Origin of the sequence: Mycobacterium sp. H4Y, assembly GCF_000364405.1 — a bacterium.
In the GTDB taxonomy this organism is placed as follows: Bacteria; Actinomycetota; Actinomycetes; order Mycobacteriales; family Mycobacteriaceae; genus Mycobacterium; species Mycobacterium intracellulare.
In genome coordinates this window covers 427,106-439,428 of the sequence record NZ_AKIG01000003.1, presented here as the reverse complement: position 1 = coordinate 439,428, position 12,323 = coordinate 427,106, and the positions used below count along the sequence as shown (strand labels likewise).

At 68.6% G+C, this 12,323-nt stretch carries 9 protein-coding genes; 5 read left to right on the top strand and 4 right to left on the bottom strand.

Features of this window, described 5'->3' with window-relative positions; genetic code table 11:
* The first annotated feature begins 74 nt into the window (after positions 1 to 74).
* The 4 genes from prpD to W7U_RS22945 are packed head-to-tail and all read left to right on the top strand — an operon-like array spanning position 75 to position 7,010.
* Positions 75 to 1,580: a 2-methylcitrate dehydratase PrpD gene (gene prpD, locus W7U_RS22960; RefSeq protein ID WP_008263180.1), complete on the top strand. Its 1,506-nt coding sequence runs from the start codon at positions 75 to 77 to the stop codon at positions 1,578 to 1,580.
* A complete protein-coding gene (gene prpB / locus W7U_RS22955; protein ID WP_008263173.1) occupies positions 1,580 to 2,497 on the top strand; it encodes a methylisocitrate lyase in 918 nt (305 codons plus the stop codon). Before prpD ends, prpB begins: the two co-directional genes overlap by 1 nt.
* A complete protein-coding gene (locus W7U_RS22950; protein WP_008263172.1) occupies positions 2,494 to 3,621 on the top strand; it encodes a bifunctional 2-methylcitrate synthase/citrate synthase in 1,128 nt (375 codons plus the stop codon). The genes prpB and W7U_RS22950 overlap by 4 nt, the downstream gene beginning before the upstream one ends.
* A gap of 5 nt (positions 3,622 to 3,626) precedes the next feature.
* Positions 3,627 to 7,010 (top strand): pyruvate carboxylase, encoded by a 3,384-nt coding sequence (locus W7U_RS22945; RefSeq protein WP_008263169.1) that lies wholly within the window; start codon positions 3,627 to 3,629, stop codon positions 7,008 to 7,010.
* A gap of 154 nt (positions 7,011 to 7,164) precedes the next feature.
* Here the strand turns inward: W7U_RS22945 and W7U_RS22940 are convergent, their stop codons facing one another.
* The 3 genes from W7U_RS22940 to W7U_RS22930 are packed head-to-tail and all read right to left on the bottom strand — an operon-like array spanning position 7,165 to position 10,648.
* Positions 7,165 to 8,079 carry a CoA ester lyase gene (locus W7U_RS22940; RefSeq protein WP_008263168.1) on the bottom strand — a complete coding sequence of 305 codons (915 nt, stop codon included), beginning with the start codon at positions 8,077 to 8,079 and terminating at the stop codon, positions 7,165 to 7,167.
* 27 nt (positions 8,080 to 8,106) lie between these two features.
* Complete coding sequence (locus W7U_RS22935) at positions 8,107 to 9,291, bottom strand: CoA transferase (RefSeq protein ID WP_014710815.1); 1,185 nt, start codon at positions 9,289 to 9,291, stop codon at positions 8,107 to 8,109.
* The gene (locus W7U_RS22930; RefSeq protein ID WP_008263166.1) at positions 9,284 to 10,648 is read right to left on the bottom strand and encodes an LLM class flavin-dependent oxidoreductase; all 1,365 of its coding nucleotides are present in this window, start codon (positions 10,646 to 10,648) and stop codon (positions 9,284 to 9,286) included. The genes W7U_RS22935 and W7U_RS22930 overlap by 8 nt, the downstream gene beginning before the upstream one ends.
* A 67-nt stretch (positions 10,649 to 10,715) precedes the next feature.
* On the opposite strand from W7U_RS22930, the gene W7U_RS22925 reads away from it, so the two are divergent.
* On the top strand, positions 10,716 to 11,375 hold the full coding sequence (locus tag W7U_RS22925; RefSeq protein WP_008263165.1) for a GntR family transcriptional regulator: 660 nt from the start codon (positions 10,716 to 10,718) through the stop codon (positions 11,373 to 11,375).
* On the opposite strand, the gene W7U_RS22920 is transcribed toward W7U_RS22925, so the two are convergent.
* Positions 11,372 to 12,322, bottom strand: a complete 951-nt coding sequence (locus W7U_RS22920; protein WP_008263164.1) for an LLM class flavin-dependent oxidoreductase — start codon at positions 12,320 to 12,322, stop codon at positions 11,372 to 11,374. The two genes, W7U_RS22925 and W7U_RS22920, sit on opposite strands and share 4 nt — an antisense overlap.
* Position 12,323 lies beyond the last annotated feature (1 nt).

The following is a 12,323-nucleotide window of genomic DNA, read 5'->3' as shown; positions in this document are numbered from 1 at the left end:
CCGCGGACAAGGACACAAGATTACGCTTTTACAGGGGATTTACGCCGACTTCAGCCCTGCGTACTGTGCGAGTTATGCGCATTCACGATGTTCGGACGCGTCGTAGCGCCGACGACTTCCCCCGCAGTGAACACCTCGCGTGGAAGATCGCCGAGGTCGCGGCCGACCCGGTCGCCGTGCCCGCCGACGTCGAGGCGATGGTGATCAACCGCATCATCGACAACGCCGCCGTCTCGGCCGCCTCGGTGGTCCGCCGGCCGGTGGCGGTCGCGCGGGCTCAGGCGCGGGCGCACCCCGCCGCGGCCAAGGGCGCCAAGGTTTTCGGGATCGAGGGCGACTACTCCCCGGAGTGGGCGGCCTGGGCCAACGGCGTCGCGGTGCGCGAATTGGATTTCCACGACACGTTTCTGGCCGCCGAGTACTCGCATCCGGGCGACAACATTCCCGCCCTGGTGGCGGTGGCGCAGCACCTGGGAATCGGCGGCGCCGACCTGATCCGGGGCATCGCGACCGCCTACGAGATCCAGATCGACCTGGTCAAAGGAATCTGCCTGCACGAGCACAAGATTGACCACGTCGCGCACCTGGGCCCGTCGGTGGCGGCCGGCCTGGGCACGATGTTGGGCCTGGACAAAGAGACGATCTATCAGGCCATCGGCCAGGCGCTGCACCTGACGACGTCGACCCGGCAGTCGCGCAAGGGCCTGATCTCGAGCTGGAAGGCGTACGCGCCCGCCTGGGCGGGCAAGGTCGCCATCGAGGCCGTCGACCGCGCCATGCGCGGTGAGGGCGCGCCGGCCCCGATCTGGGAGGGCGAGGACGGGGTGATCGCCTGGCTGCTTTCGGGGCCCGAGCACACCTATCACGTCCCGCTGCCCGAGCCCGGCGAGCCCAAGCGCGCCATCCTCGACAGCTACACCAAGGAACACTCGGCGGAGTATCAGAGTCAGGCGCTGATCGACCTCGCGCGCCGGATGCGCGAACGGATCGGCGATCTGAATCAGGTCGCGACGATCGTGCTGCACACCAGCCATCACACCCACTACGTGATCGGCACCGGGTCGGGCGATCCGCAGAAGTTCGATCCCGACGCTTCGCGCGAGACGCTGGATCACTCGGTGATGTACATCTTCGCGGTCGCGCTGCAGGACGGCGCCTGGCATCACGAGCGCTCGTATGCGCCGCAGCGGGCGCGCCGCCCCGACACCGTCGAGCTGTGGCACAAGATCTCGACGGTCGAGGATCCCGAATGGACCCGGCGCTACCACTCCGCCGATCCGGCGGAGAAGGCGTTCGGCGCGCGGGCGGAGGTCACCCTCAAAAACGGCGAGGTCATCGTCGACGAGCTCGCCGTCGCCGACGCTCATCCGCTGGGGGCGCGGCCATTCGAGCGCAAGCAGTACGTCGGGAAGTTCACCGAGCTGGCCGAGGGCGTGGTCGGCGAGGGCGAGCAGCAGCGGTTCCTGTCGGCGGCCGAAGCCCTGGCGGACCTGCAGGCGGGCGCTTTGGGCGCGCTCAACATCACGGTCGCTCCGCTGATTCTCGACAAGGCGCCCGCGATCGGGCCGGGGATCTTCTGATGGGCGGGCTGATCGGCGGGGCCGTGCCGGCGACCGACAAGCGGGCGCGGTTCCGCGCCACGCTGGAAAGCGGTCGGCTGCAACGGTTCCCGGGCGCCTTCTCACCACTGGTGGCCAAGCTCGTCGCCGAGCTCGGGTTCGACGGCGTGTACGTGTCGGGCGCGGCGCTCTCGGCCGACCTCGGCCTGCCCGACATCGGCCTGACCACCCTGACCGAGGTCAGCGGGCGAGGCGCCCAGATCGCGGGGGTGAGCGACCTGCCCACCCTGATCGACGCCGACACCGGCTTCGGTGAGCCGATGAGCGCGGCGCGCACGGTGACGGTGCTCGAGGACGCCGGCCTCGCGGGCTGCCACCTGGAGGACCAGGAAAACCCCAAGCGCTGCGGGCATCTCGACGGCAAGGCCGTGGTGCCGGCCGGCGAGATGATCAAACGGCTGCGGGCCGCCGTCTCCGCGCGCCGCGACCCCAATTTTATCGTCTGCGCCCGCACCGATGCCGCCGGCATCGAGGGGGTGGGGGCGGCGATCGAGCGCGCCAAGGCCTACGCCGACGCGGGTGCGGACCTGATCTTCACCGAAGCCTTGGGCAGCCCAACGGAATTCGAGCGGTTCCGCGCCGCGGTGGACACACCCTTGCTGGCCAACATGACCGAGTTCGGCAAGTCGCCGCTGCTGACCACCCAACAGCTGTCCGACATCGGCTACAACGTGGTGATCTACCCCGTCACCACGCTGCGGCTGGCCATGCACGCCGTCGAGGCGGGCCTTCGCGAAATCGCCGAGACCGGAACACAATCCGGCCTGACCGAGCGGATGCAGCACCGCAGCCGCCTCTACGAATTGCTGCGCTACGCCGATTACAGCCAATTCGATTCCGACCTCTACAACTTTTCCGTCCACGGAGTCGCGCCATGAGCATCGTCGAAGACAACCAGCCCCGCATTTACAAAGGCCTGGCCGGCGTCGTCGTCGACACCACCGCCATCTCCAAGGTCGTCCCGGAGACCAACTCCCTGACCTACCGCGGGTACGCCGTACAGGACCTCGCGGCCGCGTGCAGCTTCGAGCAGGTCGCCTACCTGCTGTGGCACGGCGAGCTGCCCGACGAGCAGCAGCTGGCGCTGTTCACCCAGCGGGAACGAGCGGCGCGTCGGCTGAAGCGGTCCCAGCTGTCGCTGCTGACCAAATTGCCCGACACCTGCCACCCCATGGACGTCGTGCGCACCTTCATCAGCTCGATGGGCGCCGAAGACCCCGACGAGGACGACAACAGCCCGGCGGCCAACTACGCCAAGGCCTTGCGGATGTTCGCGGTGCTGCCCACCGTCGTCGCGGCCGACATGCGCCGCCGGCGCGGACTGGAACCCATCGCGCCCCACAGCCACATGAGCTACGCCCAGAATTTCTTGCACATGTGCTTCGGCGACGTCCCGGAGCAGGTGATCGTCGACGCGTTCGAACAGTCGATGGTGCTCTACGCCGAGCACAGCTTCAACGCATCCACCTTCGCCGCGCGCGTGGTCACCTCGACCCAGTCCGACATCTACAGCGCGGTCACGGCCGCCATCGGCGCGCTCAAGGGCTCGCTGCACGGCGGGGCCAACGAAGCGGTCATGCACGACATGATCGAAATCGGAAGCGCCGAACGGGCTTCGGAGTGGTTGTCTGGCAAGCTGGATCGCGGCGACAAGATCATGGGCTTCGGTCACCGCGTCTACAAGAACGGCGACTCCCGGGTGCCGACCATGAAGGCGGCGCTCACGCGCGTCGCCGCGGCGCGCGACGGTCAGAGGTGGCTCGACATCTACCAGGTCCTGGAAAAGGGGATGGCCCAAGCCAATGGCATCAAGCCGAACCTGGACTTTCCCACCGGCCCGGCCTATTACCTGACGGGCTTCGACATCGGGGCCTTCACCCCGATTTTCGTGATGAGCCGGATCACCGGATGGACGGCGCACATCATCGAGCAGACCGCGTCGAACGCGTTGATCCGTCCGCTGAGCGAGTATGTCGGACCGCCGCAACGCGCTCTATCGTAAGTACCGTGTTGACAAAAGTCCTGGTCGCCAATCGCGGCGAGATCGCGATCCGCGCCTTCCGCGCCGCCTACGAACTGGAAATGGCCACCGTGGCGGTCTACCCCTACGAGGACCGCAATTCGGTGCACCGGCTCAAGGCCGACGAGTCGTACCAGATCGGCGAGGAGGGCCACCCGGTCCGCGCCTACCTGTCGGTCGACGACATCGTCGCCACGGCGCAGGCGTGCGGGGCGGACGCCATCTACCCGGGCTACGGGTTCCTGTCCGAGAACCCGGACCTGGCGGCGGCGTGCGCGGCGGCGGGCATCACGTTCGTCGGCCCGAGCGCCGAGGTGCTCGAGCTCACCGGCAACAAGGCGCGCGCGATCGCGGCGGCGCGGGCGTCGGGCCTGCCGGTGCTGGCGTCCTCGGCGCCCTCGACATCGGTGGACGAGCTGGTGACGGCCGCCGAGTCGATGACGTTTCCGCTGTTCGTCAAGGCGGTCGCCGGTGGTGGCGGCCGCGGGATGCGTCGGGTCACCGACCCCGCGGCGCTGCCGGAGGCGATCGAGGCGGCCAGCCGGGAGGCCGAATCCGCCTTCGGGGATGCCTCGGTGTTTCTCGAACAGGCGGTGATCAACCCGCGCCACATCGAGGTCCAGATCCTGGCGGACAACCACGGCAACGTGATGCACCTCTACGAACGGGACTGCAGCGTGCAGCGGCGGCACCAGAAGGTGATCGAGATCGCCCCGGCGCCGAACCTGGATCCACAACTGCGGATGAGTATTTGCGCCGACGCGGTGGCGTTCGCGCAAAGCATCGGCTACACCTGCGCGGGCACGGTCGAGTTCTTGCTCGACGAGCGCGGCAATCACGTGTTCATCGAGATGAATCCCCGCATCCAGGTGGAGCACACGGTGACCGAGGAGATCACCGACGTCGACCTGGTGTCCGCCCAGCTGCGCATCGCGTCCGGTCAAACGCTGGAAGATATTGGCCTGCACCAGGATTCGATCGTCCCGCACGGCGCGGCGCTGCAATGCCGCATCACCACCGAAGACCCGGCGAACGGTTTCCGCCCGGACACCGGCCGCATCACCGCCTACCGCACCCCGGGCGGCGCGGGAATACGACTGGACGGCGGCACCACCCTGGGCGCGGAGATCAGCGCGCATTTCGACTCGATGCTGATCAAGCTCAGTTGCCGGGGCCGCGACTTCCCCACCGCGGTGCGCCGCGCCCGGCGGGCGGTCGCGGAGTTCCGCATCCGCGGTGTGTCGACGAATATCCCCTTCCTGCAAGCGGTCCTGGACGACCCCGACTTCCAGGCCGGGCGCATCACCACGTCGTTCATCGAGGAACGCCCGCAGCTGCTCACCGCGCGCAGCTCGGCCGACCGCGGCACCAAGATCCTCAGCTACCTGGCCGACGTCACCGTCAACAAGCCCCACGGTGAGCGCCCGTCGACGGTGTACCCGCACGACAAGCTGCCCGACATCGACCTGTCGACCGACCCACCCCCGGGCTCCAAGCAGCGTCTGACCGAGCTCGGACCCCAGCGATTCGCGGCCTGGCTCCGCGAGTCGCGCGGCGTCGCCGTCACGGACACCACGTTCCGCGACGCGCACCAGTCGCTGCTGGCGACCCGCGTCCGCACCAGCGGCCTGATCAAGGTCGCGCCCTACCTCGCGCGGACCATGCCGCAACTGTTGTCGGTGGAGTGCTGGGGCGGCGCGACTTACGATGTGGCGCTGCGGTTCTTGAAAGAGGACCCGTGGGAGCGCCTGGCGGCGCTGCGGGAGGCGATGCCCAACATCTGCCTGCAGATGCTGCTGCGCGGGCGCAACACCGTCGGCTACACGCCCTATCCGGAGACGGTGACGACGGCGTTCGTCGAGGAGGCGACGGCCACCGGCATCGACATCTTCCGGATCTTCGACGCGTTGAACAACGTCGACTCGATGCGCCCGGCCATCGACGCGGTGTGCGACACCGGGGCGGCGGTGGCCGAGGTGGCGATGTCCTACACCGGGGATCTCAGCGATCCGGCCGAAAAGCTTTACACGCTCGACTATTACCTCAAGTTGGCCGAACAGATCGTCGAAGCGGGCGCGCACGTCCTGGCGATCAAGGACATGGCCGGGTTGTTACGCGCGCCGGCCGCCGCGACGCTGGTCTCGGCGCTCAAATCCCGGTTCGACCTGCCGGTGCACGTGCATACCCACGACACCCCGGGCGGACAACTCGCGAGTTACGTGGCGGCCTGGCACGCGGGGGCCGACGCCGTCGACGGTGCCGCTGCCCCGCTCGCGGGGACCACCAGCCAGCCCGCGCTGTCATCGATCGTGGCCGCCGCCGCCAACACCGACTACGACACCGGGTTGTCGCTGCCGGCGGTGTGCGACCTGGAACCGTACTGGGAGGCGCTGCGAAAGGTGTACGCGCCGTTCGAATCCGGGCTGCCGTCCCCGACGGGCCGCGTCTACCACCACGAGATCCCCGGTGGCCAACTGTCGAACCTGCGCCAGCAGGCCATCGCGCTGGGTCTCGGCGACCGGTTCGAGGACATCGAAAACGCCTACGCCGGCGCCGACGCCATCCTCGGGCACCTCGTCAAGGTCACGCCGTCGAGCAAGGTGGTCGGCGACCTGGCGCTGGCGCTGGTCGGGGCGGGCGTCAGCGCGCAAGACTTCGCCGAAGATCCCGCGCGCTATGACATCCCGGATTCGGTCATCGGGTTCCTGCGCGGCGAACTCGGCGATCCGCCCGGCGGCTGGCCGGAGCCGTTGCGTACCAAGGCGTTAGACGGCCGCGGCCCGGCCAAGCCCGAGCAGCCGCTGACGGCCGACGATGAAAAGGCGTTGGCCACACCGGGCGCCCAACGGCAGGCGGCGCTGAACCGGCTGCTGTTCCCCGGGCCGGCCAAAGAGCTCGAGGACCACCGCGAGGCCTACGGCGACACCTCCGGATTGAGCGCCAACCAGTTCTTCTACGGGCTGCGCCAGGGGGACGAGCATCGCGTGGAGCTGGAGCGCGGTGTGGAGCTGCTGATCGGGTTGGAGGCCATCTCCGACCCCGACGAACGCGGCATGCGCACCGTGATGTGCATCCTCAACGGTCAGCTGCGGCCCGTCGTGGTGCGCGACCGCAGCATCGCCACCGACGTCCCGGCCGCCGAGAAGGCCGACCGCGCCAATCCCGATCACGTCGCCGCCCCCTTTGCCGGCGTCGTCACGGTCACCGCCGAGGTCGGCGAGGAGGTCGAGGCCGGCCAGACGATCGCGACGATCGAGGCCATGAAGATGGAGGCCGCCGTCACCGCCCCCAAGGCCGGCAAGGTCGCGCGAATCGCGGTGTCGCGCACCGCACAAGTCGAGGGCGGCGACCTCCTGGTGGTGATCGACTAGCGGCGATCGCAAGCGCGGCCGCGGCGATCGCAAGCGCGGCCGCGGCGATCGCAAGCGCGGCGTAGCCGGGCGCAGCGGGTCGCCGCTATAGGCCGTAGCCGGGCGCAGCGGGTCGCCGCTATAGGCCGTAGCGGGGCGCAGCGGGTCGCCGCCATCAAACGTGCCTGGCCTTGATCAGGGCCGCGCGCGCCAGCGTCTGCTCCGCCTGCTTGACGTGGGCGGCGTCGACCAGGACGCCGTTCACCCCGACGGCTCCCCGGCCCTTGGCCTCGGCCTCCCGGTAGGCGGCGACGTTGGCTTCGGCGCGGGCGATCTCGTCGGCGGTCGGGGCGTAGACCTCGTTGGCGACCGGAACCTGGTCGGGGTGGATGGCCCACTTCCCGGTGTAGCCGAGCAGCGACGCGCGCCGGGCGTCGCGCTCATACCCGGCGAGGTCGCGGTAGTCGGGGTACGGCGCGTCGATCGCGTCGATGCCCGCGATGCGCGCGGCGACGATCACCTTGTTGCGCGCGTAGGCCCAGAACTCGCCCGGATACTCGCCCAGCGGGACGAAGTTGGTGTCCACCCGCGCGCCCTGTGACAGCGAGAAGTCGCCCACCCCGAAGATCAGGGCGTCCAGGCGATCGCTCGCCGCCGCGATCTCTTCGGCGTTGGCCAAACCTTCGACCTCTTCGATCAGCACCTCGAGCCGGATCCGCCTGTCCAGGTTCAATTTTGATTCCAGCTGGGTGAGCAGGACGTCCACCCACCACACGTCGCGGGCGGTGCGGGCCTTGGGGATGATGATGGTGTCGAGGTTGCGGCCGGCCCTGGTCACCACCTCGATGACGTCGTCGTGGCACCACCGGGTGTCCAGGCCGTTGATCCGCACCGCCCGCACGGTGCGGCCCCAGTCCAGGTCGTTGAGCGCGTTGATCGCCTTGCCGCGCGATTCCTCCTTGAACGCGGCGGGCGTGGCGTCCTCGAGGTCGAGGAACACCAGGTCGGCACCGCACCCGGCCGCCTTGTCGAACATGTTGTCGCTGCAGGCGGGCACCGCGAGCTCGGAGCGGCGGAGAAGATTCGTCATCGTTGCCTTTCCTTCAGTGTCCTTGTGTCACAACACGCCACGGGCGCGCAGGTCGTCGATTTCGTCGTGGCTCATGCCGAGCAGATCCCCGTATACCTCGGTGTTGTGCTCGCCGAGGCACGGCCCCAGATGCCCGACCGTGCCGGGGGCCGACGAGAACCGCGGCACGGGGGCCTGCACCGTCATGGGGCCGAGTTGTGGGTCGTCGACGGAAATGAACACCCCACGATGCGCCAGCTGTTCGTCGGCGACCAGGTCGCTGATGTCATAGACCGGCGCGGCGGCCACCTCGTGCGCTTCGAAGGCGTCCATCGCCTCCGAAAGTGTTTTGGTGGCAACCCAATCGGCGACCACGGCGTCGACCTCGCGGGCGCGCGCCAACCGTCGCTGCGGGTCGGAGAAGTCGGCGTCGTCCAGCAGATCGTGGCGGCCGATCGCCCGGAACACCCGCAGCGCCAACGCCGGCGAACTGCCGGACATGGCCAGCCACTTGCCGTCCGCGGTGCGATAGGTGTTGCGCGGCGCCGAAATGTCCCACCGGTTGCCGGCCCGCTCGGGCACCAGGCCCAACTGGTCATAGCCCAGCAGCGTCTGTTCCAGCAGCCGGGCCAGCGGGTCGATCAGGTTGACGTCGATCAGTTGTCCGGGCCCGCCGTGCACGTCGCGGTGATACAGCGCCATCATCACCGCGTACGCGGCGTTCAGCGACGCGACGCCGTCGGCCAACATGAACGGCGGCAGCGTCGGCGGCGCGCCGGCCTGACCCGTGATGTGCGCGAACCCGCTCATCGCCTCGCCCAGCGTGCCGAACCCGGGGCGCTCGCTCTTCGGCCCGCTCAGCCCGTACCCGGTGATGTGCAGCATCACGATCCGCTCGTTGACCGCGCGCAGGCTCTCGTAGTCGAGGCCCCACTTGCGCAAGGTCTGGGGGCGGGTGTTGAAGATGGCGACATCGGCGTGCTCCACCAGGCGGCGCACCAGCTCCTGCCCTTCGGCGCACCGCAAGTCGAGCGTGATCGACCGCTTGTTGCGCGCGATCGACTTCCACATCAGGCCGACACCGTCGCGCTGGTTGCCCCAGCCGCGGATCGGGTCGCCGTGGCGCGGTTCTTCGACCTTGATCACGTCGGCGCCGAACTCCCCGAGATAGGTGGCCACCAGCGGCGCGGCGGCCAACGTGGCGAGGTCGAGCACCCGCAGCCCGTCAAGCATGGGCACCGGCGGCCACCCGGCTGTTCGACGGACGCTGCAGCCCGAGATGGCCGCGCAGCGTGGAGGATTCGTATTCCGTGCGGAACAGGCCGCGGCGCTGCAGCTCCGGCACCACCATGCGCACGACGTCCTCGAATGCACCGGGCAGATGCGTTGCGGCCAAGACGAATCCGTCACACGCGCCGCTTTCGAACCAGTCGGCCATCTGATCGGCGACCTGTTCGCCGGTGCCGACGAAGCGCGGCCCCTGCAGCAGTGTGGCGCGATGGTTGGCGAGGTCGCGCAAGGTGACCGTGTCCCCGCCGATATGGGTGCGCAGGTTCTGCACCAGGCCGCGGATGCCGGAGACCGAGGCGAGCAGTTCGTCGGTCACCGGGTCGTCGAGATCGTGTTGCGCGAAGTCGTAGTTCATCAGCTCGGACAGCAGCGTCAGCGACGCCATCGGATGCACGAGGTCGTTGAGGAACATGGCCTCGCGATCCTTGGCGTGGGCCTCGGATTCGCCCACCACCGCGTAGGCCATGGGGCAGATGCGCACGGCGGCCGGATCGCGGCCCGCGTCGGCGATGCGGTCCTTTTGATCGGCGTAGTGGTTGCGTGCGACCTCGATGCCCGGGTCGCCGGTGAAGATCAATTCGGCCCACCGAGAAGCGAATTCGCGGCCGCGGCCCGACGATCCGGCCTGGATGATGACCGGGCGGCCCTGCGGGGTCCGCGGCACCGTCAACGGTCCACGGGCGGAGAAGAACTGGCCGACGTGTCCCAGCTCGTGCACCTTGTTGGGGTCGGCGAACTGCCCGGAAGCCCGGTCGTGCAGGACGGCTTCGTCCTCCCAGGTGTCCCACAGGCCGGTCACCACGTCCATGAATTCGTCGGCGCGGTCGTACCGTTCGTCGTGACCGAGGTGGGCGTCGACCCCGAAGTTCTGCGCCTCGCTGTCGTTGACGGAGGTGACCACGTTCCACGCCGCGCGGCCGCCCGACAGGTGGTCGAGCGAGGCGAACGTGCGCGCCACGTGGAACGGCTGGTAGTAGGTGGTCGAGTAGGTGGCGCCCAGCCCGATCTTCGACGTGGCCTGCGCCAGCACCCCGAGAATCACACTGAGGTCCAGCTTGACCGGGCGGGCGCCGTAATGCACGGCCTCGCCTACCGATCCGCCGTAGACGCCGGGCATGGCCAAGCGGTCGTCGAAGAACATCAGGTCGAAGCAACCCTCTTCGAGCTGGCGGCCGATCTTCGCGTAGTAGGACGCGTCCAGGTACCGGTGTTCGGTCGCGGGGTGCCGCCACGAGCCCGCGTAGACCGAGGTGCTGCCGGCCTGCATGAAGGCCACGAGGGCCATTTTGTCGGTGCGCATGCTTGAAACGTAACATCTGATATTTCAGATATCAAATGCTAGATCTGTCGTTTGGTATTATGCCCAGGTGGCTTCGACCTCAGGGATCGACATCTCCGGGACGGTCCGAGAGCGCGCCGCCCGGGAGCTTCGCGACCGCATTCTGACCGGCGTGCTGCCGGCCGGCTCCCGGGTCGATCTCGACGCCATCACCGAGGAATTCGCGACCAGCCGCACGCCGGTGCGCGAGGCGTTGCTGGAGCTGTCGTTCGAGGGCCTGGTTCAGGTCGCCCCGCGCAGCGGGGTGACGGTGGTCGGCATCAGCCCGGGCGACGTCCTGGACAGCTTCACGATTCTCGGCGTGCTGACCGGGCAGGCCGCGGCGTGGGCCGCCGAGCGGATCGAGCCCGCCGAACTCGCCACGCTCAGGGAACTCGCCGCCGACGTGGTCGCGCGATCCGGTGACGACTCCATCGGAGAGGCCAACTGGCATTTCCATCAGATGATCCATCGCGCGGCGCACTCCCCTCGCCTGCTGAACCAGATCAAGCAGGTCGCGCGCGTGGTGCCGAGCAACTTCCTCACGCTTTTCCCCGAGCACGAAAAGCATTCGCTCGACGAACATCAACAGCTCCTCGATGCGCTGGGCGACAAGGACGCCGAACGCGCCCGTGCGATCGCCGAACGGCACGTCTTGGATGCCGGCCGCTCGCTGGCCGACTGGCTCGAGCAGCGCCGCGACGTCTAGCCCGCCAGCGCGGGCAGCACCTTGTCGGTGAGCAATTGCACCGATTTCCACGCTTCGTCGACCGGCATGCCACCGACCAGGGGGTGCATGACGAGCGGCCCGTAGTTCTGCGCCTCGCGCACCTCCGAGATCAGCTGATCTGGAGTCAGGAAGCGGTATCGCCCCGATGCCCTGACCTGATCCAGGGTCTGCACACCCGGAAGGTGCATGAGCGAGCGTTGATCGGTGGACCATCCGCCGTAAGTGACTGCCTCCCACAGGATGTGGTCGCCCAGTTCCGCCCACGCCCGCTCGGGGTCCTCGTGCAGGTAGATCATTCCGCGGTTGATCGGTCCCGGCATGAGAATGAACGGCGCCATGCCGGCCTCGGCGCACAGCTCGCGGTAGTAGGCGGCGATCTCGGGCAGGTGATCGGCCAGGCTGAGCGGCAGCCGGAACCGGGCGGCGCGGCGCGCGGTGGCACGCGCGCCACCGCCGACGTACAGCGGTGGATGCGGCCGGGTCCACGTGCCAATGTCGGACCACACCGCCAGCATCCGCTCGAGCAGGCCGTCCATCAGCGCGCCACGTCGCGTGAAATCGGCTCCCAGCGCATCGTATTCGACCGTGCGGTATCCCAGGCCCACCGTGGTGTGCAGCCGGCCGCGGCTCATGTTGTCGACGAGCGCGATGTCTTCGGCAAGGCGGACGGGGTTCCACAGCGGGCCCAACGCGCAATCGACGCTGGCGATCAGTGTCGAGGTGCGGGCCAAGAACATCGCCGCGGCCATGATCGGGTTGCAGCTCCACCCGTGCCCGGTCGCGTGATGCTCGTCGACACTGATCGACGTGATGCCGTGCGACTCACCCCACTGCGCCAGTTCGAGCGCTGCGGACAGCAGTTCGCCCTGCACGCGCGGATCCCCCTGCGGCGAGGCGAAATTGAAGCGCAGGACCGTCAGCAACATG